This is a genomic window from Flavisphingomonas formosensis, from assembly GCF_009755815.1.
GTDB lineage: Bacteria > Pseudomonadota > Alphaproteobacteria > Sphingomonadales > Sphingomonadaceae > Flavisphingomonas > Flavisphingomonas formosensis.
Map to the genome: position 1 here is coordinate 88,163 of NZ_WRPK01000011.1, position 23,205 is coordinate 111,367.

At 66.0% G+C, this 23,205-nt stretch carries 23 protein-coding genes and 1 riboswitch; of the genes, 10 read left to right on the forward strand and 13 right to left on the reverse strand.

The features are described 5' to 3' along the window. The first annotated feature begins 38 nt into the window (after positions 1–38). Positions 39–1,841 carry a DUF885 domain-containing protein gene (locus tag GQY20_RS25475; protein WP_157219980.1) on the forward strand — a complete coding sequence of 601 codons (1,803 nt, stop codon included), beginning with the start codon at positions 39–41 and terminating at the stop codon, positions 1,839–1,841. Between the two features lie 29 nt (positions 1,842–1,870). Here the strand turns inward: GQY20_RS25475 and GQY20_RS25480 are convergent, their stop codons facing one another. Further along, complete coding sequence (locus tag GQY20_RS25480; RefSeq protein WP_157219981.1) at positions 1,871–2,779, reverse strand: LysR family transcriptional regulator; 909 nt, start codon at positions 2,777–2,779, stop codon at positions 1,871–1,873. A gap of 158 nt (positions 2,780–2,937) precedes the next feature. Between GQY20_RS25480 and GQY20_RS25485 the strand changes: the two genes are divergently transcribed. Continuing rightward, on the forward strand, positions 2,938–3,864 hold the full coding sequence (locus GQY20_RS25485) for a dihydrodipicolinate synthase family protein (protein WP_232476250.1): 927 nt from the start codon (positions 2,938–2,940) through the stop codon (positions 3,862–3,864). A 59-nt stretch (positions 3,865–3,923) separates the two neighbouring features. On the opposite strand, the gene GQY20_RS25490 is transcribed toward GQY20_RS25485, so the two are convergent. The 3 genes from GQY20_RS25490 to GQY20_RS25500 form a co-directional block, all read right to left on the reverse strand. Further along, on the reverse strand, positions 3,924–4,286 hold the full coding sequence (locus GQY20_RS25490) for a hypothetical protein (RefSeq protein WP_157219983.1): 363 nt from the start codon (positions 4,284–4,286) through the stop codon (positions 3,924–3,926). A gap of 146 nt (positions 4,287–4,432) precedes the next feature. Then, complete coding sequence (locus GQY20_RS25495; RefSeq protein WP_157219984.1) at positions 4,433–5,335, reverse strand: TIGR03619 family F420-dependent LLM class oxidoreductase; 903 nt, start codon at positions 5,333–5,335, stop codon at positions 4,433–4,435. Between the two features lie 15 nt (positions 5,336–5,350). Then, positions 5,351–5,887 (reverse strand): VOC family protein, encoded by a 537-nt coding sequence (locus GQY20_RS25500; protein WP_157219985.1) that lies wholly within the window; start codon positions 5,885–5,887, stop codon positions 5,351–5,353. Between the two features lie 125 nt (positions 5,888–6,012). Between GQY20_RS25500 and GQY20_RS25505 the strand changes: the two genes are divergently transcribed. Beyond that, positions 6,013–6,549, forward strand: coding sequence for a nuclear transport factor 2 family protein (locus GQY20_RS25505; RefSeq protein ID WP_157219986.1), 537 nt, complete (start codon positions 6,013–6,015; stop codon positions 6,547–6,549). 151 nt (positions 6,550–6,700) lie between these two features. Here the strand turns inward: GQY20_RS25505 and npdG are convergent, their stop codons facing one another. From npdG to GQY20_RS25520, 3 genes are all read right to left on the reverse strand, one after another. After that, positions 6,701–7,378, reverse strand: coding sequence for an NADPH-dependent F420 reductase (gene npdG, locus GQY20_RS25510; RefSeq protein WP_157219987.1), 678 nt, complete (start codon positions 7,376–7,378; stop codon positions 6,701–6,703). A 119-nt stretch (positions 7,379–7,497) separates the two neighbouring features. Beyond that, positions 7,498–9,789, reverse strand: a complete 2,292-nt coding sequence (gene cofH / locus GQY20_RS25515) for a 5-amino-6-(D-ribitylamino)uracil--L-tyrosine 4-hydroxyphenyl transferase CofH (RefSeq protein ID WP_157220136.1) — start codon at positions 9,787–9,789, stop codon at positions 7,498–7,500. A 65-nt stretch (positions 9,790–9,854) separates the two neighbouring features. Continuing rightward, positions 9,855–10,724 (reverse strand): TIGR03619 family F420-dependent LLM class oxidoreductase, encoded by an 870-nt coding sequence (locus tag GQY20_RS25520; protein WP_157219988.1) that lies wholly within the window; start codon positions 10,722–10,724, stop codon positions 9,855–9,857. Positions 10,725–10,926: 202 nt separating this feature from the next. On the opposite strand from GQY20_RS25520, the gene cofE reads away from it, so the two are divergent. From cofE to cofC, 3 genes are read left to right on the forward strand one after another with little or no spacing between them, the layout of a single operon-like run. Further along, the gene (gene cofE, locus GQY20_RS25525; protein ID WP_157219989.1) at positions 10,927–11,682 is read left to right on the forward strand and encodes a coenzyme F420-0:L-glutamate ligase; all 756 of its coding nucleotides are present in this window, start codon (positions 10,927–10,929) and stop codon (positions 11,680–11,682) included. Then, positions 11,679–12,602 (forward strand): 2-phospho-L-lactate transferase, encoded by a 924-nt coding sequence (gene cofD / locus GQY20_RS25530; protein WP_157219990.1) that lies wholly within the window; start codon positions 11,679–11,681, stop codon positions 12,600–12,602. The genes cofE and cofD overlap by 4 nt, the downstream gene beginning before the upstream one ends. Continuing rightward, positions 12,599–13,207 carry a 2-phospho-L-lactate guanylyltransferase gene (gene cofC / locus GQY20_RS25535; RefSeq protein ID WP_157219991.1) on the forward strand — a complete coding sequence of 203 codons (609 nt, stop codon included), beginning with the start codon at positions 12,599–12,601 and terminating at the stop codon, positions 13,205–13,207. The genes cofD and cofC overlap by 4 nt, the downstream gene beginning before the upstream one ends. Here cofC and GQY20_RS25540 read toward each other — a convergent pair. Together GQY20_RS25540 and GQY20_RS25545 are read right to left on the reverse strand one after the other, a co-directional pair. Continuing rightward, complete coding sequence (locus tag GQY20_RS25540; RefSeq protein WP_157219992.1) at positions 13,172–13,591, reverse strand: nuclear transport factor 2 family protein; 420 nt, start codon at positions 13,589–13,591, stop codon at positions 13,172–13,174. The two genes, cofC and GQY20_RS25540, sit on opposite strands and share 36 nt — an antisense overlap. Before the next feature lie 80 nt (positions 13,592–13,671). Continuing rightward, positions 13,672–14,187 carry a 2'-5' RNA ligase family protein gene (locus tag GQY20_RS25545; RefSeq protein ID WP_157219993.1) on the reverse strand — a complete coding sequence of 172 codons (516 nt, stop codon included), beginning with the start codon at positions 14,185–14,187 and terminating at the stop codon, positions 13,672–13,674. A gap of 321 nt (positions 14,188–14,508) precedes the next feature. Here GQY20_RS25545 and GQY20_RS25550 point away from each other — a divergent pair, with 321 nt between their 5' ends. Further along, a complete protein-coding gene (locus GQY20_RS25550; RefSeq protein WP_198351205.1) occupies positions 14,509–14,925 on the forward strand; it encodes a helix-turn-helix domain-containing protein in 417 nt (138 codons plus the stop codon). Between the two features lie 290 nt (positions 14,926–15,215). Here GQY20_RS25550 and thiC read toward each other — a convergent pair whose 3' ends face one another. The 4 genes from thiC to GQY20_RS25570 form a co-directional block, all read right to left on the reverse strand. Next, on the reverse strand, positions 15,216–17,063 hold the full coding sequence (thiC, locus tag GQY20_RS25555) for a phosphomethylpyrimidine synthase ThiC (RefSeq protein WP_157219995.1): 1,848 nt from the start codon (positions 17,061–17,063) through the stop codon (positions 15,216–15,218). A 38-nt stretch (positions 17,064–17,101) separates the two neighbouring features. Beyond that, positions 17,102–17,211, reverse strand: a riboswitch (TPP riboswitch). Positions 17,212–17,638: 427 nt separating this feature from the next. Then, positions 17,639–18,055, reverse strand: coding sequence for a DUF2141 domain-containing protein (locus GQY20_RS25560; RefSeq protein ID WP_157219996.1), 417 nt, complete (start codon positions 18,053–18,055; stop codon positions 17,639–17,641). Continuing rightward, positions 18,003–18,806 carry a sterol desaturase family protein gene (locus GQY20_RS25565; RefSeq protein ID WP_157219997.1) on the reverse strand — a complete coding sequence of 268 codons (804 nt, stop codon included), beginning with the start codon at positions 18,804–18,806 and terminating at the stop codon, positions 18,003–18,005. The genes GQY20_RS25560 and GQY20_RS25565 overlap by 53 nt, the downstream gene beginning before the upstream one ends. Then, a complete protein-coding gene (locus GQY20_RS25570; RefSeq protein ID WP_157219998.1) occupies positions 18,806–19,417 on the reverse strand; it encodes a hypothetical protein in 612 nt (203 codons plus the stop codon). Before GQY20_RS25570 ends, GQY20_RS25565 begins: the two co-directional genes overlap by 1 nt. A gap of 138 nt (positions 19,418–19,555) precedes the next feature. Here GQY20_RS25570 and crtY point away from each other — a divergent pair, with 138 nt between their 5' ends. The 3 genes from crtY to GQY20_RS25585 are packed head-to-tail and all read left to right on the forward strand — an operon-like array spanning position 19,556 to position 23,201. Continuing rightward, positions 19,556–20,722, forward strand: coding sequence for a lycopene beta-cyclase CrtY (crtY, locus tag GQY20_RS25575; RefSeq protein WP_157219999.1), 1,167 nt, complete (start codon positions 19,556–19,558; stop codon positions 20,720–20,722). Continuing rightward, positions 20,719–22,266 carry a phytoene desaturase gene (locus GQY20_RS25580; RefSeq protein ID WP_157220000.1) on the forward strand — a complete coding sequence of 516 codons (1,548 nt, stop codon included), beginning with the start codon at positions 20,719–20,721 and terminating at the stop codon, positions 22,264–22,266. Before crtY ends, GQY20_RS25580 begins: the two co-directional genes overlap by 4 nt. Further along, positions 22,263–23,201, forward strand: a complete 939-nt coding sequence (locus GQY20_RS25585; protein WP_157220001.1) for a phytoene/squalene synthase family protein — start codon at positions 22,263–22,265, stop codon at positions 23,199–23,201. The genes GQY20_RS25580 and GQY20_RS25585 overlap by 4 nt, the downstream gene beginning before the upstream one ends. Positions 23,202–23,205 lie beyond the last annotated feature (4 nt).

Genomic DNA, 23,205 nt, shown 5'->3' on the forward strand with positions numbered 1-23,205 from the left:
ATGGGCGCCTCCCCATTTTGCGTAAAGGGGTGCAGGATATGATCGATCGGCGGACCTTCCTCGCGGCGGGCGCCGTCGTCGGCCTCGTCCCCTCCTTCGTGTCCGCGGCGACGGCGTCCGCCGGCTCCGCCGATGCGGCGCTGGCAACGCTGTTGCAGCGTCATGCCGAGCTGTTCCTGACGCGCAGCCCGGAGCAGGCGACCAATTTCGGCTGGGATGTCGGCGCGCAGGCCGCGTTGCGCAGCCGACTCGACGATCGCTCGCTCGCCGCCATGGCGCGTGATCGCCAGGCGATCGCGGCGGCGCAGGCGGGGCTGCGCGCTATCGATCGCGCGGCCCTCTCGCCGTCGGCGCTGCTCGATTATGACATCGCCGCCTTCGTCTACACCCAGTTCGCGGACATATTGGGTCGCTACGGCTATATCGACATCGATTTGCGGCCGAGCCCCTATGTCGTCAGCCAGATGAACGGCACCTATTATTGGCTGCCGGATTTCATAGGCAGCAACCATCCGCTCGAGACCGCGGCCGACGTCGAGGCCTGGTATGCCCGGCTCGCTGCGTTCGCCGTCGCGCTCGACCAGGAAACCGAGCGCGTGCGCCATGATGCGGGCATCGGCGTGATCCCGCCCGGTTTCGTGATCGCGCGCACCGTCGATCAGCTCCGGCAGCTACGCGATGCGCCGGTTCGCCAGTCGGCGCTGATGGCGCATGCCATCGCCCGCGCGTCGGCCAAGGGGCTGGGCGACGTCGGCGCACGCGGCGAGGCGATCTTCGCAGCGCAGGTCGCGCCGGCGCTCACTCGCCAGATCGAAGCTTTGCAGGCGCTGCTGCCGCGGGCGAGCGACATCGCCGGTGTCTGGCGCCTGCCGAACGGCGACGCCTATTATGCCGCCGCCGCCCGATCCAACACCACGGTCGATACGCCGCCGGAGGAACTGCACCGCAGTGGCCTCGCCCAGTGCGAGGAACTCGTCGCCGAGATCGACCGGCTGATGAGGGCGCAGGGCCTTGCGTCGGGCACGCTCGGTGAGCGGTTGCGGGCGATGGACCATGATCCGCGCTTCCTCGTGTCCGATGATGAGGCAGGCCGTGCCCGCTTGCTCGCCGAGGCCCAGCGTGAACTCGACCAGATCGTCGCGCTGCTGCCGCGCGCCTTCAACGCGCCGGTGGTCGATCCGATCGTGGTGCGGCCGGTGCCGGCCGCCATCCAGGACAGCGCGCCCGGCGCCTTTTACAATGAAGGCGTCGGTGGCGGCCCCGGCATCTATTCGATCAACCTCAAGCGCTCCGGCGACCTTCCGCTCTGGCGCCTGCAGACGCTGACCCATCATGAAGGCGTGCCCGGCCATCATTTCCAATTCAGCATGCTGCGGCATGCCGGCGGTCTCTCGCTCTATCGCCGTATCGTGCGCTTCTCTGCCTATACCGAGGGCTATGCGCTCTATGCGCAGCAGGTGGCGGATGAGATCGGCGCGTTCGACGGTAATCCTTTCGGCCGGATCGGCTATCTCCAGTCCGAGTTGTTCCGTGCCGCGCGTATCGTGGTGGATACCGGCATCCACCACAAGCGCTGGACGCGCGAACAGGCGGTGGCCTGGATGGTGGAGCATGCCGGCGAACAACAGACCTCCACCGAGCGCGAGGTAATGCGCTACTGCGTCTATCCAGGCCAGGCGTGCAGCTTCAAGGTGGGCGCCAACAGCATCGTCGCCGCGCGGGAGGCAGCGCGAACGCGGCTCGGCGCGCGTTTCGACGTGCGCCGTTTCCATGACATCGTGCTGCGCTCCGGACCGATGCCGATGGCGGTGCTGACCAGCGCCGCGGCGCGGATGGAATGAGGGAAATAGGCTTGATTTGACGCGCGGTCCTACCGCTCGGCTTCCGTCCAGGTCTTCAGCTTGGCCTCGATCTGCCCGAGCAGCCGCGCCGGCGCGCCATCGAGCTGCCGGCCAAGGCGGTGGATCAGGCTGACCGTGGCATGCTCCAGCTCGGCTTCCTTGAGCGGCCGGGCGACGAGCGTGCCTTCCTCCAGCTCGGCCACCGCGGCAATGCGAGGCAGCACCGTCACCATGCGGCCTGCGCGGACGAGATCGCGCATCACCTGCAGAGAGGTCGTGACGATTGCCGGTTCGAGCCAGGTCTGGGCGCGCTTTTCGGCGTCGTTCAGCAGATGGCGGATGCGGAAGCCCTTGGGAGGCAGGCACAGCTTGTAATGCTGCAGATCGGCGAGGGTCAGCGCCTCCAGCGCGGCGGCCGGATGATTGGGCGCACACATCACCTGCAAAGGCTGCGCGACGGAGCTACGGGTCCGGATCCTGGGCTCGTTCGAGGTGGTCAGGATCATGCCGATATGCGCTTCGTCCTCCATCACCATCCGCACGATCTCGCTGGTCGTGCCGCTGAGGATCGAGACGGCGATGCCGGGGTTGCGGCGCTGGAAATTGTCGATCAGCGTGCTGAACGAGCGGCCGAGGAAGCCCTCGCCGACAGCCATCTCGATCCGCCCGGTCTTCACCTCGCGCAGCTCACGCAGGCGGTTCATCAGCGCCTCGCGATCGGCGATCTGGTCGCGATAATAATCGAGCGTCATGCGCCCCGCCTCGGTGAGACGAATCGATCGACGGCCGCGCTCGATGAGCGCTATGCCCAGCTCCTGCTCGAGCTGCGCGATCTGCCGGCTGATCGAGGACACGGCGACGCCGATCTTCTCGCTCGCCAGTCGCATAGAGCCGAGATTCGCGGCTTCATAGAAATAGGCCAGAGCGTTTTCGATCAATCGTGCCTCCCGGAGAGGCGCACCCTGTCGCTAGTTTGCGATCAACGCAATGATCTTGGCGCACGCCCTCGCTTGATGCGTGCAAACGGGTGTCGCAACACCATGGATGACAGATGAGGGCGGGCCGGTCCGCGCCTGCACATACTGGGGGATTTGGTTTGATCGACAAGCGCGCGCGCGTCGAATGGCGCGGCTATATTCCTGCCATCGTGACACCGTTCGCGGCGGACGGCAGCCTGGATCCGGGCGCGCTGGGGACAATGCTGGAATGGCTCCATGCCGAGGGCATGCACGGCCTGGTCGTGGCGGGCACCACCGGCGAATGGACGAGCCTGTCGGCCGGGGAGCGCGCACTGCTTTTCAAGGCGGCGGGCGCGCAGATGGCCGGCAAGCTCCCGCTGCTGGCAGGCTGCACCAGCTTTACCGCGCGCGAGAGCCTCGCCTTTGCCGATCATGCCGCCGACTGCGGCTTCGACGGCGTGCTGGTGACGCCGCCGCCCTATGTGCGGCCGAGCGAAGAGGAAATCCTCGGTTTCTATGCCCAGGTCTCCGCGGGCAGCCGGCTGCCGATCTGCGTCTACAACTGGCCACCGGGCACCGGCATCGACATGTCTGTGGATCTGCTGGAGCGGATTGCGGCGCTCGACAATGTCGTGGCGATCAAGCAGTCGACCGGCGACCTGCGCCGTTTCCTCGCCACCTTCTTCCGTCTCAACGAGAGCGTGCGGGTGTTCGGGCACAGCATGGACGAGCATGGCCTGGCGCTGCTCGAGGCTCGGGGGGGCGACGGAACGATGGGCGCGGGCGGTGTGCTCGGCCGGATCCACGCCGATTTCTACAACCACTTCTGGGCGGGCGACATCGAGGCGGCGCGCGAATGCGGCCGCAAGGATCGCGTGATCATGGAAGATTGGTATACGCAGGAACTGGTTGGCCGCTTCGGCTCTGGCCCGGCAATCCTGAAGGCCGCCTTTGCCGAGCGCGGCGTGCCCGCGGGTCGTGTCCGTCCGCCGCTGAACGACGTATCGGCCGAAGACAGGGCGAAGATTCGCGAGACGCTGGCGCGGCTCGGCTGTCTCGGCTGAGCTGAGCCGGCCCGTCAGTCATTGGAAGCCTTCATATCCCGAACGGGCAAGGCGCCGGCTCAGCGTTGCGGCGCGTCCTGCGCGGGCGCGGCGGCGTCGTTCTGCTGGCCGCGCGTCGCGCGATCATATTTGACCACGCCCTGCGAGACCATCGCGGCGACCTCGTTCGCTTCCTGATCCTCGGCTGCGCTCGACGGGGCGGGGGCGCCATTGCCCGGTCGCTCCAGCACGCGATTGTCTGCGGGCAGCGAGCGTGAGCGGCTGCTGTCCGGGCCGGCCGAAGGCTCGCCGGTGCCGTCCGTCGACGATTTATCTTCCACTGCGGGGGAGGGGGCGCCCGTGTCGCCCTGCGGCTGCAGATGCGGATAGGCGAGCAGCGCGATGACCGCGATCAGCAGGATGATCAGCAGCCAGGTGATCAAGCCGCCGCCCCGTCTCTGCTTCGATTGGGGCCGGCGCCCGCGGGAAGATTTTCTGGCCATTGCCCCTCGAAGTCGAACATGATTCGAGGAACTGTAACCGCCCCGCACCGCGGGGAACAGCCGCAGTCGCCGCAGCGGGCGACCGATCAGCCGCCGCGCTTCGCGATGACTGCGTCGGCGAAGCGGCTCATCGCGTCCTTCTTCACCTGAAGCCGGGTCACGTCCGCGCCTTCGTCGACATAGCGGGCCATGTCCCAGGGCGTCGCCATCCAGGGGATCGCCGTCATGTCCTCCACGCCGGCACCGGCCAGCGTGTCCGCAGCGGCATCGTCGAGCGGGCCGGCGAGCGATACGCAGGCGTCGAAGCCTGCCGCCGGCAGCCCCATTTCGCGGCGCAGGCCCTGCATGCGGCCGACGATCGCGGCATTCTCCGCAGCGGACATCGGGATGCCGAGCCAGCCGTCATTGGCGGCGGCGCGGCGCAGCGCGGGCTTGGAGACACCGCCGCTCCATACCGGCACGGGCGCCGCGGGCACCGGCCGCATGATCATCTTCTCGAAATCGAAGAACTCGCCATGATGGTCGATCACCTCACCCGTCCACAGCTTGCGCGAGACGGCGATGATCTCGTCGAGCCGCCGGCCGCGGCTGGCGAAATCGATTCCGGCCGCGTCGAATTCCTCCTTAAGCCAGCCGGCCGAGATGCCGCACACCACGCGTCCGTCGGTGAACACCGACGCGGTCGAGACGGCGCGGGCGACGGTGAACGGATCGCGCAGGCCGGCGAGATAGATGTTGGTGGCCAGGCGGATCCGGCTGGTCGCCGCGCCGAGCACGGACAGGGTGATCCAGGGATCGGGCCAGGGCGCTTCGATCGGCCAGAAGAATTCGCCGGTCTCCGTATAGGGATAGCGGCTGCCGATCTCGGTCGGCATGACGAGATGATCGGGATAGGTGAGGCCGTGAAAGCCGCAAGCCTCGGCATGTCTGGCGAGCTCGACGAGCTGGTCGAGCTCGTTGACCCCCATCAGGACGACCCAGAAGCGCATCTGCCGTGTCTCCCGTCAGGCGCTGACCAGGGCGAGATCGATCTCCGTCACCGGATTGCTGCCGTCCCAGGTTTTGGTCGCGATGATGCCGGCGCTGATCATCTGGCGCATCTGCGCGCCCTCGATCAGTTCGTAGAGGATGCCGGCTTCGCCCGGGCTTTCGAGATAGGCGACGTTGCTCGCCGGGTTGCGGGCGGCGAACACCGGCACAAGGCCGCGCTGCTTCGCCTCGGCGACGGCTGTGTCGAGATCGTCGACGATCCAGGCGATGTGATGGATGCCGATCAGCCGCTGGCCGGTCGCATCGCGATAGGGGGAAGGCGTGTCGCCCGGCGTCGCGATCAGCTCGATCTGGAGATCGCCCTGATAGCCCAGCGCCACGTCCATCGTCACCGTCGTCGGCTCGCCGCGATAGGTGCCGTCCAGGCGCACGTTGCGGAACACCGTCCAAGGGCCGACGCCGGTCCGCTCCGTCCAGCGCGCCACGGCCTCGTCGAGATCGTCGACCAGATAGCCTATCTGATCGATCGCGCCATATGCCGCCCGGCTCATCCTTCTCTCCCTTTGTCTTAGTGGCGCATGGATGGCCTACGCCTACGATCTGGTCAATGCGATCCTGGTAGATTAGCAAAATGCGTAACGCTATCCGCAATGAATCGCGCAGAAGGAGAGAGACCATGCCCTATACGCTTCAGCAGCTTTCGGATCTCGAGGACATCCGCACCCTCAAGCATCGCTATTTCCGCGCGATCGACACGGCCGACAAGGCGGTGCTGGAGCCGTTGTTCACCGATGACATCTCGGTGGAATATCGTGGCGGCGAGTATCTCGTCCGCCTGCAGGGCAAGGAGACCATGCTGGATTTCCTGCTGACCAGCTTCCATTCGGACGCCGTTGCCATGCACCAGGGCCATATGCCCGAAATTACCTTCACCGGCGACGATACGGCCGAAGGCATATGGTATCTGGAGGACATCTTCGTCGATCTCGGTCGCAACGACGTGACCATCGGCAGTGCGATCTACAAGGATCGCTACGTCCGCCAGGACGGCAGCTGGAAAATCGCCCGCACCGAATATGACCGCATCATGGAGATCGTCGAGCCGATCCGGCCCGAGATGAAGATCACCCAGCATTATCTCGCCAAAGTGGGCCGCAAGCCGCACGAGCGGACCGACATCAGCCACGCCATCACCTGGTTCGAGGCGGCGTAATTTAAATCCTCCCCCGCAGGGGAGGACCGTCCAAAGGATGGTGGAAGGGCCGCCGCCTGCAACAGACATTCCGCCTGTTGTCAGCGACGGCTCCTCTACCATTCGCTTCGCGAACGGTCCCGCTCCCTGTTCCGGGGAGGATGAAGCGGGGTTATTCCGGAGTCGGCACGCCGATGATGCGGATGCCGGCGCCGAGCGGCGACTTGTAGCGCTTGTTGATCGAGATCAGCACGGAGGTGAGCGCTTCGGCGGCGGCGGAGTTGGAGAGCGGGCCGGCTTGCCAGGCGATCAGGCCGATCGCGCGGGCCAGACGGCAGACGGTTTCGCGCGCGGCCTCGTCGTCGCCGGTCACCAGCACGTCGCAGTCGACGGCATGGTCCAGCTCGGCGAGCTGATGGGCCGAGACGTTCTGGAAGGCCGAGACGACGCGCACGCCGGATCCGAGCCGCTTCTGCAGCGCCTCGACCGCAGAGCCGCCCTCGGGAAGCTGGACACGGGCAACCTTGGGCGGGACGAGCGGAACGGTGACGTCGATCAGGATCTTGCCCTGGAGCGAGGGCGAGACCTCGTCGGCCAGCGGTACCTGCGCCGAATAAGGCACGGCCAGCACGACGATCTCGCCCGCCTTCGCCGCATCGGCATTGGCCACGCCGCTCACCGTGCCGCCGGTGCGGCCGGCAATCTCCTCGGCTGCCTGCGCGGCGCGGGCCGGATCGCGTGATCCGATCACCACCGGGAATCCTGCCTTGGCCCAGCGCGCGGCAAGGCCGGCGCCCTCATGGCCGGCTCCGCCCAGCACTGCGATCGTCGGCCGTTCGGCTTCACTCATTCCATTTTCTCCTTATCAGCGCGGCGCGTGCTTAGCCGGTGGATTGCTTGGGCGAAAGCCAGCCTTTGCAAGAGGGCAGAGCGTTTTGCCAAAGCCCTGCCCGGTGTGACGCTTCGAAATCAGGCCGTGCGCAGCGTGGTTTGCTGCAGCGGCTCCAGCGGCGCCGCGACGTAGGAGCGTGCGATCTGGTCGCGTGGCGGCTGGCCGTAGAGCGTCGTGCGATGCTCCGGCACGCGGCCGATGGAGCGGATCACCGCATCCATTTTCTGCGGTTCCCATTCCTGGCCATGCTCCGCACCGGCAGCGCGCGAGATGCTCTCGTTCATCAGCGTGCCGCCGAGATCGTTGACACCGGCAGCCAGCGCCGCCTTCACCCCTTCCTCGCCCATCTTCACCCAGGAGACCTGGATGTTGGAGATGACGGGATGGAAGGCCAGGCGGCCGACGGCATGCATCAGGATCGCCTCGCGGAAGGTCGGCCCCGGACGGGCGCGGCCCTTGAGGTAGATCGGCGCCTCCTCGGCGACGAAGGGCAGGGGCACGAATTCGGTGATGCCGCCGGTGCGTTTCTGCAGCGCGCGGATGCGCAGCAGGTGGCGCGCCCAATGCTCCGGCCGCTCGACATGGCCGTACATTACGGTCGAGGTGGTCCTGAGGCCCACTTCGTGCGCTGCCGACAGCACCTCCAGCCACTGCGCGGTATTCAGCTTGTCCGGGCAGAGGATGTCGCGGATCTCGTCGTCGAGAATCTCCGCCGCGGTGCCGGGCAGGCTGGCAAGGCCGGCATCCCGCAGCATGGCGAGATAATCGGGAATCGGCATGCCGAGGGTGCCCGCGCCCTGCCGCACCTCCAGCGGCGAGAAGGCGTGGACGTGGATGCCGGGCGCGCCGCGCTTCGCCGCCTGGAGCAGCGCGAGATAGGTTTCGCCGGTGTAGCGGGGATGGATGCCGCCCTGCATGCACACTTCGGTGGCGCCGCGCTCCCATGCCTCCGCCGTGCGGCGGGCGACCTCGTCATAATCGATGTCGTACGCAGGGCCGCGCAACTGGGCGGCGCGCCGGCCCTTGGAGAAGGCGCAGAAACCGCAGCGATGCACGCAGATATTGGTGTAGTTGATGTTGCGGTTGACGACGTAGCGCACCGTTTCGCCCGATACCTCGACGCGCAGCCGGTTCGCCGCTTCGCACACCGCCTCGAAATCGGGGCCGCGGGCATTGAACAGCGTCACCACCTCGGCCTCGTTCAACGCCTGGCCATCGCTGGCCTTGGCGATGGCATCCGCGACGGCCGGGTTGCGCGGCGCACCGCCGGTGCCGATCGCTGGCGGCGGCGTCGAGCCCCCCACCCGCCAGCGATCGTCGCGGGCGAGGCCGCTGGCATCGATCGCATGGAGGATCGAGCGGTGCAGCGCCTTGTCCTGCCAGCGGTCGAGACCGAGATGCGAGGGATAGGCGGCCAGCCGTTCGACCAGCGTCTTGCCATGCGCCGCGGTCTCGCGTGCCAGCCGGGCGATGGCAGGCCAGGGCGCCTCGGGATTCACATGATCGGGCGTCACCGGCGAGACGCCACCCCAATCGTTGATGCCGGCCTCGATCAGCTGGCCGAATCCCTCGCCCGACAGATTGGGCGGCGCCTGGATGTTCATCTCTGCACCCAGGATCAGCCGAGCGGCGGCGATCGTCCAGAGGAGCTCGTCGCGATCCGGCTCGTCCGCATCGGCCATGCGCGTATCCGGCTTGGCCCGGAAATTCTGAATGATGACTTCCTGGATATGGCCGTGCGCGGCGTGCAGGTCGCGCAGCGCGAACAGCGCGTCGATCCGCTCGTCGCGGGTCTCGCCGATGCCGATCAATATGCCGCTGGTGAAGGGCACGGCCAGCTCGCCGGCGAGCCGGATCGTCTCCAGCCGTACCGCCGGATGCTTGTCCGGCGAGCCGTAATGCGGGCCGCCCTTGTCCGACAGCCGCTCGGCCGTCGTTTCCAGCATGATGCCCTGCGATATGGTGACGGTACGCAGCGCGGCGATCTCGTCCGCGGTCATCACCCCCGGATTGGCGTGCGGCAACAGCCCGGTTTCCTCGGCCACCAGCCGGCACATCGCGACGAGATAGTCGATCGTCGTGGCATAGCCGAGCTCGGCCAGTTCCTCGCGCGCAGCGCGGAAACGCAGCTCCGGCTTATCGCCGAGCGTGAACAGCGCCTCGCGGCAGCCGGCGGCAGCGCCGGCCCGCGCGATCTCCAGCACCTCGTCTGGGCTCAGATAGCTGCGCTCTCCCTTCCGCGGCGGCCGCGTGAAGGTGCAATAGCTGCACACGTCGCGGCAGAGGCGGGTGAGCGGGATGAAGACCTTGCGCGAATAGCTGACGAACGCGCCATGGCCGCGATCGCGCAACGCGCGCGCCTCGGCCATCAGCGCCGGCAGCGGTGATTGCGCAATATGGGCCCGGAGCGCGGCGTCTCTTTCCACTCTGTCTCTCAGATCTTCGCGATAATGGTGTCTGCGAAGCGCTTCAGCACGTCGATCTTCTCATTGAGGGGCTGCGTGTCCTCTTCCACCGCATACATGTTGCGGAAGGTCATGATCAGATCGGTCACGCCGAGGTCCTGATAGCGTTTCACGGTATCGACCGTAGCATCGCCCATGTCCGTCGCGAAGAGGCGGAATGGCGCATTCTCGGTGCCCGCTTCCTTTCGTGCGGCAGCCAGCTTCGGGATGTAGGGTTCCAGCGCGTCCACGCCACCGCCGGCATAGACCCATCCGTCATTGCGCGCCGCGCGCTTAAGCGCTGCATCGGAGTGGCCGCCGATCAGGATCGGGATCGGTTTGGTCGGCACCGGATTGATCTTTACGGGGCGCAGTTTGTAGAATTCGCCTTCGAAGCCGAAATAGCCGCCATTGGTGAGCCCGCGCACGATGGCGATGCATTCGTCGAAGCGCTTGCCGCGCTTTTCATAAGGCACGCCCATCACCTCGAAATCCTCGGGCCACACGCTGAGACCGACGCCGAAATTGAAGCGGTTGTTGGTGAGCGCGGCGACCGAGGCGGCGAGCTTGGCCGAGTAGAGCGGTGGACGCACCGGGAGCTTGACCACATTTGTGGTGAATTCCAGCTTCTGCGTCGCGGCGCCGAGCGCGGCGGCCAGGATGAAGCTTTCGATGAACGGCTTGTTCTCCAGGAAACTGCGGCCGCCGTCAGAGGTGTAGCTATATTGCGTGTCGGATTCCTGGGGGTAGATGAGGCTGTCCGGAATCGCGAAGCCGGCATAGCCGTTCGCCTCCGCGGCCTGCGCCAGCGGAATATAGTTGCCTATCGCGGTCATCGATTCGCCGTGGTGGAACCGCATCCGTCTCTCCCTCAATCATGTGTGTCGGAGCGGCCGGCAGGGCCGGCCGCCGCTTCGCGGGCCCGGTTATCGCAGAATAGGGAGGCGCGACAGTCCCCATCCCCCAAAGTCACAAAAGCCGGCCAAACTTCGCATCGCGGGTTGACGGCCCTTCGCAACGGTCGGAAAGGGCGGCCCGGACACGCATCGAGAACCATCTTACATGATCCAGATCATTCCCCTGGCCGGGATCGGCGAGATCGCACCGGGCGACGATCTGGCGGCGATTCTGGCGGACGCGCTGGCGCAGGCCGGCATCGCCCCTGATGCCAGCGACATATTGGTGGTTACGCAGAAGATCGTGTCCAAGGCCGAGGGCCGCCATGTCGATCTCGCTACGGTGGTGCCGGGCGTCGAGGCGGTGGAGCTCGCGGCCAAGGTCAACAAGGATCCCCGCATCATCGAGCTGGTGCTGGCCGAAAGCCAGAATGTGGTGCGCGCCGTGCCGAATATCCTGATCACGCGCCATCGCTCGGGCCATGTCATGGCCAATGCCGGAATCGATCGTTCCAACCTGGGCGCCGGTGCGGACGAGCGGGTGTTGTTGCTCCCCGAGGATGCGGACGCGTCGGCCGAAGGGCTGCGTGCCACGCTCGCCCTGCGGTTCGGCACGGCACCGGCGGTCGTGATTTCGGACAGCTTCGGGCGACCCTGGCGCCACGGCGTGGTCAATGTCGCGATCGGGGTGGCCGGTCTGCCGGCGCTGATCGACCGGCGCGGCGAACTGGACCGCGACGGGCGCCGCCTGGAGGTGACGCAGGTCGCGCTGGGAGACATGGTCGCCTCCGCCGCGGGTCTCGCGACCGGCGAGGGTGCGGAAGGGGTACCTGCCGCGTTGGTGCGCGGGCTAGGCTGGGATGCGCCGGATGCGGCTGCTGCCGCGCTGGTCCGCCCGTTGGGCGAGGATCTGTTTCGGTGAAGGTAACGGTGCTGACCGGCGGCGTCGGCGGCGCCAAGCTCGTCCTGGGCCTTGCCCACGCGCTGCCGCCGGCGGACGTCACCGCGATCGTCAACACCGGCGACGATTTCACCCATCTGGGGCTGCGCGTCTCGCCCGACATCGACACGCTGCTCTATACCCTCTCGGGCAAGGCCAACACCGCGCAGGGCTGGGGCCGCGAGGGCGAGAGCTGGAGCTTCATGGACGCCGTCCGCTCATTGGCCGGTGAAGACTGGTTCGCGCTCGGCGACGGCGATCTGGCGTTGCACGTGCTGCGCACGGCGCGGCTCGCAGCGGGTGAACCACTTTCCACGATCGTCGGCGATTTCGCCCGGCGCTGGGGGATTGCGAGCACGGTGTTGCCGATGACCGACGATGCCGTGGCGACGATACTCGATACCGACGAAGGGGAGCTGGCTTTCCAGCGCTATTTCGTCGCGCGCCGTTGTGAGCCGCGGGTGAAAGCGATCCGCTTCGAGGGAGCGGATCGGGCACATCCGGCGCCCGGCGCGCTGTCCGCGATCGCAGGCGCCGACGCGATCCTGATTGCGCCGTCCAATCCCTTCCTCAGCGTCGATCCGCTGCTGGCCGTGCCCGGCTTGCGACAGGCGCTGGCCGACGCACAAGCGCCGGTGGTCGCGATCTCGCCGCTCGTCGGCGGGCGGGCGGTCAAGGGGCCGACCGGCAAGCTGATGGTGGAGCTGGGCGTCGATCAGGGCGTGGCGGCGATAACGGCGCATTATCAGGGTGTGATCGACGGCATGCTGGTCGACGAGCGCGATGCGCCAGCCGATCTGGGCATCGCGTCGGCACGGACGGACACGCTGATGCTGGCGCTCGATGATCGCATCCGCGTCGCGCGCTCCGCCCTCGCTTTCGCCCGGTCGCTGCGCCGATGAGCTGGACGGCCCTGTTGCCGTTCAAGCCGCCGGCCCAACGCAAGACCCGCCTGGCGGGCCTGCTCGATCCGGAGCAGCGCATCGCACTATCCGCAGTGATGTTCGACGGCGTGGTCGCTGCATTGGAGCGGAGCGAATCGATCGGTGCCATCCATCTCATCGCGGCCGATCGGCCCGATGGCTGGACGGGCGGCTGGCATGCCGACCGGGGGCGCGGGCTCAATGCGGAGCTGGAGGCGGTTCGTGACACGATCGGCGGTCCGCTGCTCATCCTCCATGCTGATCTGCCCCTGCTTGGCAGCGAGGATGTCGGCGCATTGCTGGTGGCGGCGGAGCGCGCTGGCCGCGCCATCGCGCCCGACAGGCACGGCCGGGGCACCAATGCGGTGGCGTTGTACGACGATAGACCTTTCCTCTTCCAATTCGGCGTCGCCAGCTTTCCAGCGCATGTTGGACAGGGGCGGGCGGCGCGCGTCGATCGGATCGGCCTGGCGCTCGATATCGATTCGCCGGACGATCTGGCCGAAGCCGTGGCGGCCGGCTTCGCAATGCCGGGCCGGTCTGGCCGCTCAGGCCAGGCGGGCCGCCTTGGCGAAGCCGAGTGAATCGAACATTTCCAGGAACTGCACGGCCTTGCCCTCGGCGAAGCGCCAGACGTCGACCTTCGGGCACTTCACCTCGTCACCGGTCGCGCGGTTGCGCCACTGGCAACGGCCGATCCAGACAACCGTATCGCCATCGCTCAGTACTTGCTCGGTCGGCATCTCGATCATCTCCCAATCCCGTGTGAGCAGATCGAGATACTCGCGCGCCTGATCGATACCTTTGCGATCGAGCGCCAGCGGATCGGGAATTTGATTTCCCAGCACGGACCGCATTTTGAAATGCGGCGCGAGCAGTTTCAGGAAGACATCGATCGATCCCGCCTTGCTCTCATGCCACTGCGCATAGGCGTCGCGGATTTGCTCTAAGGGCGTCGGATCGGCCATGGCGATGCTCCGTCTGGAGATGCGTCATACTAGCATCGTGCCGGATCCGAATCGAGAACGGATATGGGGATCGGAATGGCTCAGCCGAGCGTCCAGCTGCCGATGACCTCGTGGCGGGTTTGGCCCACATGGCTGCGGATAAACAAGAGTTCGTCGGCGCGCCACCCGATCGGATCGATGGGTATGTCCAGCCTTGGACCATTGTACAGCAAGGTCAGATGAGGACAAAATCTCCACCATTTCGGAGTGAAAATTCCAGACATCGCTAACCGCGACGCTAATTTGGCTTGCATGTTCTGCAAGCCGAGAAGCGGCTCACTGGGCATGACCAAGGTCGAATGCGCGCCGCCTATCAAGCGATCGACCATAACCCGGCAGGTTGGCAGAGGAGAGCTGCTAAGCGCCTGTTTGGAACGCTCGAACAGGATATGCAGCGGTAGGCGCAAATCGACCAGCAAAAGGGTTATGTGCAAGCGGTGCAGGGCGATTTTGGTCATTCCCGGGCTGGCCAGCGCATCACGCAAGTGGGATAATTCCCTAGCGGAATCCGAAGGAGGTCGAAGGGCGAAGAAGAAGGTGTCGGGCGTTGCGTTCATCTGTTCTCTCCCGAGAAAGAACGACTCAGGGACGATACAATTGTAGAACAAAAAAAGAACAAGTAAAACCAATATGGTTCGTTCGCCGAATGTTCGAAAGCATGGCCGTGATATTAACTTGCATCAATGTGTTCGTCGCATCATCGTTGATAACGCGATCCGGGAATGGCCCGACGCAAAGGACAGGATATGGGGCAGGAGCGGCGGGCGCGCCGATCAGTGACGGCATTTCATGGATGAAAGCATCCGCGGTGCCTGACGAAGGCGCTTATGACGGATAACGTGCGTCCCAGCGCAGAGTCGGCGCAGGAGAAGTTCGGCTTGGATCCTGCGGAAGGCCGGGAAAGGAAGCTTGCACGCGTCGAGGCCGCAGTGCGGATCGTACGCATGCGGGACCTGCGCGATCGCATGCTCGGGCAGACGGTGAATTTCGCAGACCCGGCATGGGATCTGCTGCTGGACCTGTATGTAGCCGAACTGCGCGGGCCACGGCTTTCGGTGAGCGATGCCTGCGTTGGCGCGCGGGTGCCGGCTACCACGGCGCTGCGCTGGCTGGATCATCTCTACAAGGCGCGAGCGATCGAGCGTATTCCCGATCCGCGCGACAAACGGCGGGTGATCCTTCAGCTCACCCCGACACAACTCGGTCAGCTCAACGCTTTCTTCGATGCGCTGATCACCTCCTCCTCTTCATCCGACAGCAACCCGAACCGCGCTTCCATCAGGCCCGAGGGATGATGGAGATGCGCCGCGCTGTGACGTGAGCTTATCGCTCCGAAAGAGCTTTGGCTTGCAGCAGCAGGTGGCGGGTTCGACGGCCTCATCTGCGAGTGCGGGCACGGTACGCCGTCCCCTTTCCGAATTGATAGGCGGCGATCGTCCACGCTGTAACCGGTACGGCGATTTTTTTCCGGCGAACGTGCGCCGCACGCGGATGTTCTTGGAGATCGCGGACCGCAGGCCGCAAACGGCGTACGGTCCGGCATTTCCCGCGCAATCCCTGAATGTCGACGCATCCAGGGTGGGTGTCACTCCGCCGGCAGATAGATTTCGCTACCCTTCTCGCGGAACTTCTCGCTCATCTCCGCCATGCCCTGTTCCGCGGCGATGAAGGTTTCGGCACCGGCATTCTGCTTCGACGCGAAATCGCGCACTTCTTGGGTGATCTTCATCGAGCAGAATTTGGGGCCGCACATCGAGCAGAAATGCGCGGTCTTGGCGCCTTCGGCCGGCAGCGTCTGATCGTGATATTGTTCGGCAGTGTCCGGATCGAGCGACAGGTTGAACTGGTCACGCCAGCGGAACTCGAAGCGTGCACGGGACAGCGCATCGTCGCGCAGCTTGGCTGCGGGATGTCCCTTGGCGAGATCGGCGGCATGGGCGGCGAGCTTGTAGGTGACGACACCGACCTTCACGTCGTCACGGTCGGGCAGACCGAGATGCTCCTTGGGCGTGACGTAGCAAAGCATCGCCGTGCCGAACCAGCCGATCATCGCCGCGCCGATCGCCGAGGTGATATGGTCATAGCCCGGCGCAATGTCGGTGGTCAGCGGCCCGAGCGTGTAGAAGGGCGCCTCGCCGCACGCCTCGAGCTGCTTGTCCATGTTCGCCTTGATCTTGTGCATCGGCACATGACCGGGGCCCTCGATCATCACCTGCACATCGTGCTTCCAGGCGATCTGGGTCAGCTCGCCCAGCGTCGCGAGTTCGCTGAACTGCGCCTCGTCATTGGCATCCGCGATCGAACCTGGCCGCAGGCCGTCGCCGAGCGAGAAGGCCACATCATAGGCCTTCATGATCTCGCAGATCTCCTCGAACCGCTCGTAGAGGAAGCTCTCCTTGTGGTGCGCCAGGCACCATTTCGCCATGATCGAGCCGCCGCGGCTGACGATGCCGGTGACGCGCTTCGCGGTCAGCGGGATGTAGGGCAGGCGCACGCCGGCGTGGATGGTGAAATAGTCGACGCCCTGTTCGGCCTGCTCGATCAGCGTGTCGCGGAAGATCTCCCAGGTGAGGTCCTCGGCGATACCGCCGACTTTCTCCAGCGCCTGATAGATCGGCACGGTGCCGATCGGCACGGGCGAGTTGCGCAGGATCCACTCGCGGGTGTCGTGGATGTTGCGGCCGGTGGAGAGATCCATCACCGTGTCCGCACCCCAGCGGATCGACCAGACCATCTTGTCGACCTCCGAGGCGACGTCCGACGCCACCGCCGAATTGCCGATATTGGCGTTGATCTTGACGAGGAAGTTGCGGCCGATCGCCATCGGCTCGCTTTCGGGGTGGTTGATGTTCGACGGAATGATGGCACGGCCGCGGGCGACTTCCTCGCGCACGAATTCGGGCGTCACATAGTCGGGGATCGAGGCGCCGAAATCCTGCCCGTCGCGCGCGAGCTTCTCCTGGAGCGCAGCGCGGCCGACATTCTCGCGGATCGCGACATATTCCATCTCGGGCGTGATGATCCCACGCCGGGCATAGTGCATCTGCGACACGTTGGCGCCGGCCTTGGCACGCAGCACCCGGCCGCGGACGTGTGGGAATGGAGGCACTCCGCCTGACCGGTCGGGACCGAGCTGGCCATTATCCTCCGGCTTGACCTCGCGCTGGGTCACTTCCTCCACGTCGCCGCGGCTGCGGATCCATTCGCGGCGCAGTTCGGGCAGGCCGGCCATGATGTCGATATGCGCGGCGGGGTCGGTATAGGGGCCGGAGCAGTCATAGACCCGCACCGGCGGCTCGCCCGAGCCTGGGTCCAGCGTGATCTCACGCATCGCCACGCGCACGCCTTGTGGCCCTGGCACATGGATCTTGCGGCTGCCGCGGATCGGCCCGGTCGTGACCTTAAGCTCGGTTCGGGCGGGAATATCGGCCATTGCTCGTCTCTCCATTGGGCTGGAGCGAAGCGAGAGCACGGTGGTGGCCGCTCCCTCCCTACGCCGGTGTCAGCCGGATCAGGTTCGGCGGGTCGCGGTGGATCAACCGCCTCTCAGCCATGTCCTCATGGCCCCCCGGGGAATGGTCGCATCTTAGAGGTGCGGGAAGCGCCGGTCCAGCCGCGATTACGCTGCTGCACGGCAGCAGAGCGCGAGTGTTTCGCCGGATTGCCGGGGCTGGCGTCATGCCTGTACAATGAACCGCTGCGGCCGGCACGTGGAGCTCCATAACGAGCCCGCAGGAGAGTGATGCTCCGGGAAGACCGGAAACCGTGTCGGTCGCAGCGCCTCGCAAACCCCTGGATTTCAGCGCCTTCCTGCATCCTACGGCCTCAGCAGGCGGCCTTGGCGTGTCCAACTGATAACGCTTTATGCAACCATGGATGCAAACTTTGCATCACTAAATAGTTATTTCGCAGTTGCAGCAAAATGTGAGCAGGTGCAAAAGGAGCAGGCCTTTCAGGCATCCTCTCCTAAGAAACTCAAGGCCGGCCCCTTTGGGTCGGCCCTTTTTTTTACAGTATGTATTTCATCTGCACCGTCAGCGAGACCGGCTTGTCCGCGACGGTAAAGGACGCGTCGGGAAATTTGGGTGCGGAGAAGCGCACCACCGGATTGCGCGAAAAGCCAATGCCTTCCCGTGGAATTCCAAGCCGCGTGTCCAGTTTCCCGTTGCCGTTCTCGTCATGGATCAGCGACACCGCATAGGTTCCGGGCGCCAGCCCCTCGAATATGATCGTCGCGCCGGTCTGCGCCTTGACCGATCGGCGCAGCGATTTGGGATCGTTGCGGCAGTCCGGAAAGCCCGCCGGCATGGTGGTGAGGCAGGCGCTGACGAGGCCGCTGACGGACCGAAGCCCCTCGATATGGACTTGCACCTCACCCGGACCGGCGCTGATCGCGCCCGCCGCCGGTAGCAGCGCGACGATCATCAGCGCGGCGCCGAGCCTGCGGAGAAGGCGGTGCGGGAAACTGGCCCAGCCCTTGGTCCGTGCCGCACAGCCTGTCCCAGAGGCGGAAATAGAGTCCATAATTGCACCTGTAGTCCTGATGATGGCGCTGGTGGTGGCTGGCGGTGATCAGCCAGCGGCCGGCGCGGCCCTGTACGAGGGGCCGGGGAAACAGTTCCCAGCCCATGTGGTTGGTGATTCCCATCACCGTCATGATGGTGAGCACGACGCCCAGCGCCGCGAAATGGATCGGAATGACGAAGACGAGGAGCGGGATGACGATCGCACCGCTCACCCCTTCCCAGGGATGGAAGGCCATGGCGGCCCAAGCGGTCGGCGGTCGGCTGGCATGGTGGACCGCATGGGCGATACGGAACAGCCGCGGCGCATGCATGGCGCGATGCGTCCAGTAGAACCAGCAATCATGGACCAGCAGAAAGGCGAGGATCGACAGTGGCCACCACCAGAGTGGCCAGGCATGGATATCGACATAGATACGCGTCCAGCCCCGTGCCTGCCATCCCCAGGCGACGACGCCGGCGGGCACGCCGTAGATCAGCGCCGATGCCAGGGACCAGCCGATCTCGCGCCGGATCTGTCTGCCCTGGCCCGTATAGAGGCCGGGGCGGTGGACGCGCGTCGCCAGATCGAAGGCGCCGCTGGTCACGAGGTAGCGGACCGCGACGATCAGCGTCATCGCCAGCGCGGAGGCGAGGATGCCGGCTTCCGACATCACTCCGCCGTGCGGGAGGGACGCCTGAGCGTCGCGCGCCACTGGCGGAACCAGGTAGCGCAGGCAATGATCGCGACGAGCAGGCCGGGCTCCACGATCCAACTCAGCTTGAGTCCGCCCACCGAGGCGTGCATCGCCGCATCCATGCCATGGGCCGAAACGACCCTGACACAGAGGAACATGAGCAGGGCGATTCCCGCTGCGGCGCCGAGTCGCACGGAAAGATGGCGCCGCCGCAACTGCCAGTCGCTGAGCGCGAGTGCGGCGAGGCCGACGACCAGACCGGTCATGACGATCGGCGCCTGGATGGCGCGGCGTTGCGCATAGAGATTGTCCTGGCGCAATTCGCCGCGGAAATGCCCCTGCAGCATATATTCGACGTTGCCGATCCGATAGAGGGCGCCCAGCAGCAGCAGGCCGGCGACGATCAGCCAGAAACGGTCGTCCCGTTTCCAGTGGCGGGCGAAGGCGCGCGAATGCCGCGCGTCGTTCTTCCGCCCGGCGACGACGGCATGGAAGGCGACGCCTGCGGCGGTGACATAGAAGAAGGCGGCGATCAGCAGCAGGATGAAGGATGGAGCTTGCTGAGCGGGAGCGGCGGCAACGGGCATCAGGCGGGCCTCGGTCGATGGACGGCCGCTTCTACAGAATGGAGGCCGTCAATCCAACGTCCGAGAAGATGAGGCGCCATTTGCCGGCGCGAGGACGACGCTTCCCACCGCAGGCCTTTGGCTTATAAGCCTTCCATCATGGCAGAGGGTAGGGATTGCGACGTTGCGATCGTCGGTGGCGGGCTTGCCGGCGGGCTGATCGCGCTCGCTCTCGCCCGGCAGCGCCCCGAACTTGCCGTGCTGCTGATCGAGGCGGGCGACACCTTCGGCGGCAATCACCTGTGGAGCTTTTTCGACAGCGACGTGGCGGTCGCAGATCGTTGGCTGGTCGATCCGCTCATATGTCATCGCTGGGAGGGGCATGATGTGCTCTTTCCGCGCTTCTGCCGGCATATCGGCGGCGCCTATCAGGCGATCACGTCGGAACGGCTGGACGCCGTGCTGCGCGAGGCGCTGCCGCCCGAGCGGCTGCGAACCGGATGCAAGGTGCTGGCCGCCTCCTCGACGGCGGTGATTCTGGCAGAAGGCGGGCGGATCGATGCACGCGGGGTGATCGATGCGCGGGGGCCGGGAAATCTCGCTCAGCTCGAGCTCGGCTGGCAGAAATTCCTCGGGCGCGAACTGGTCCTCAGCCGTCCGCACGGGCTCCGATGGCCGATCGTGATGGACGCGACGGTGGAGCAGATCGATGGCTATCGCTTCGTCTACTGCCTGCCCTTCGCGGAGGATCGGCTCTTCGTCGAGGATACCTATTACAGCGATACGCGCGGCCTCGACGCGGGACGCCTCGGTAGCCGGATCGAGGCATTCGCCGCGGCGCGCGGCTGGAGCATAGAGGGTGTCGGGCGCGAGGAGGCGGGAGCTCTGCCGGTGCTGCTCGGCGGCGATTTCGAGGCCTATTGGCGGTCCGGCGGCAACGGCGTCGCCAAGGCGGGCGTGCGGGCCGGGCTGTTCCATCCGACGACGGGCTATTCCCTTCCGGATGCGGTTCGTACCGCATCCTTCGTCGCGGCGCTCGCCGATGTTTCGGGCGCGGCGCTGCACGCTGCGCTGCACGCCTATGCGGGTGCGGCCTGGCAGGCGCGCGGCTTTTACCGGCTGCTCGATCGAATGTTGTTTCGCGCCGCGATTCCCGATCGGCGGCGCGACGTGCTGGAGCGCTTCTACACGCTCGATCATCGTCTTATAGGGCGCTTCTATGCTGGCAGTTCTACCCTGGTCGACAAGATGCGTATCCTGAGCGGGAAGCCCCCCGTGCCGATCCGGCGCGCGCTTGCCGTCATGCGGGAGGATTTGCGCGCTTGAGATCCGCTGCTGTAATCGGGGCCGGCTTCGGCGGGTTGGCGCTCGCCATCCGCCTGCAGTCGGCAGGCGTCGCAACCACGCTGATCGAGGCCCGGGACAAGCCCGGCGGCCGCGCCTATGTGTGGAAGAAGCAGGGCTTCACTTTCGATGCGGGGCCGACGGTGATCACCGATCCCGCCTGCCTGCGTGAATTGTGGGCGCTCTCGGGCCGCGACATGGCGGAGGATGTGACGCTGCTGCCGGTCATGCCCTTCTATCGGCTGAACTGGCCCGACGGGACGAATTTCGACTATTCCAATGACGAGGCGGCGCTGCGGCAGGAGATCGAGAAGCTCGATCCTGCCGACGTGGAGGGTTATGCCCGCTTCGCCGCCTATGCGGCCGGGGTTTATCGCGAAGGCTATGAAAAGCTCGGACATGTCGCCTTCCTCGATTTCGCATCGATGCTGCGCGCAGCACCGCAGCTCGCGCGCTATCAGGCGTGGCGTTCGGTCCATTCGATCGTTTCGTCCTTCGTCCGGAACGACAAGCTGCGCCAGGCGCTGAGTTTCCATACGCTGCTCGTCGGCGGCAATCCGATGACGACAAGCGCCATCTACGCGCTGATCCACAAGCTGGAAAAGGATGGCGGCGTCTGGTTCGCCAAAGGCGGCACCCATGCTCTGGTGCGGGCCATGGTTTCGCATTTCCAGCGCCTCGGCGGCGTGGTCAGGCTCGGCGACGGCGTGGCGGAGATCGAGACGTTGGGCGATCGGGTGACCGGCGTGCGCACGGAGAGCGGCTGGCGCGGCAGCTTCGACGCGGTCGCCAGCAATGCCGACGTGATGCACAGCTACCGGGATCTGCTGAAGGGCACGGCGCGCGGAGAACGCGCCGCGGCGGCGCTCGAGCGCAAGCGCTGGTCGCCCTCGCTGTTCGTCGTGCATTTCGGGATCAAGGGGAACTGGCCGGGAATCCCGCATCACATGATCCTGTTCGGCCCGCGCTACGAGGGGCTGCTCACGGACATCTACGATCATGGCGTGCTGAGCGCCGATTTCTCGCTCTACCTCCACCATCCGACGGTCAGCGATCCTTCGCTCGCGCCCGAAGGCTGCTCCACTTTCTATGCACTCGCACCGGTGCCGCACATGGGCAAATCGCCGATCGATTGGGATGCGATCGGGCCGATCCTGGAGGAGCGCATCCTGGACGAGGTGGAGCGGCGGCTGATCCCGGATATTCGCGAGCGGATCGTCACCAGCTTCCATTATGCGCCCGCCGATTTCGGACGGGATCTGAACGCGCATCTCGGATCGGCCTTCAGCCTCGAGCCTCTGCTCACTCAGTCCGCCTGGTTCCGGGTGCACAATCGCGACGACAAGATTCCCAACCTGTATTTCGTGGGTGCGGGGACGCACCCCGGGGCAGGCATTCCCGGCGTCGTCGGATCGGCCAAGGCCACCGCCCGGCTGATGCTGGACGATTTGAAGGTGGAGGCGCGGCCGCTGCCGATTCCGGAGCCGAGTGTCGAGCCGCCGCGGCAGGGCGATCTCTTCGCATGACGGATCGGGCGAAGCTCGTCGCAGCTGCCGAGGCGAGCATCGCCAGGGGATCGAAGAGCTTCGCCATGGCGAGCCGGCTGTTCGATCGGGAAACGCGCGAGCGGGCCTGGTTGCTCTACGCCTGGTGCCGCGCGTGCGACGATCTGGCCGACGGCCAGACGATGGGCCATGGGCGCAGCGCGGTCGCGGATCCGATGGGCCGGCTGGCGATGATCCGCACTCTCACCGAAGATGCGCTCGCCGGGCGGGCGACGGGCGAGGCAGCATTCGACGCGCTCGGTCTGGTGGCAGCCGAGTGCCGCATCCCCCACGAGCTGCCGCGCGATCTGGTGAAGGGCTTTGCGCTGGATGCGGCGGAGTTCCAGCCGCGGCACGAGGCCGATCTCTATCGCTATTGCTATCATGTCGCGGGCACCGTCGGCGTGATGATGGCGATCGTGATGGGCGTGGCGCCGGATGATGAGGCCGTGCTCGACCGGGCCTGCGATCTCGGCATTGCCTTCCAGCTCGGCAATATCGCACGCGACATCAGCGAGGACGCGGCGGCGGGGCGATGTTATCTGCCGGCAGACTGGCTTGCGGAAATGGACGTGCCGCCCGGGGAGGAGATGAAACCCCCCTTCCGTCCCCGGCTTGCGATACTTGCGCGCCGCCTGGCCGACCGGGCGGCCGCTTATGAAGCGTCGGCCCGGCACGGCACGCCGGCCCTGTCGTTCCGCTCCGCCTGGGCGGTGCTGGCCGCAGCCGGCATCTACGGCGATATCGCGCGCGAAGTGGCTGCGCGCGGCGCGCACGCGTGGGACCATCGCGTCGTCACCTCGCGGCGGGCCAAGCTGGGCTGGGTCGTAAAGGCCGCGCGTCAGGCCGCACGGCGCGACGTTCTTTGGGACGGCAGTGCGAGCCGCGACGGCTTGTGGACACGACCGCGCGTCTGAGCGG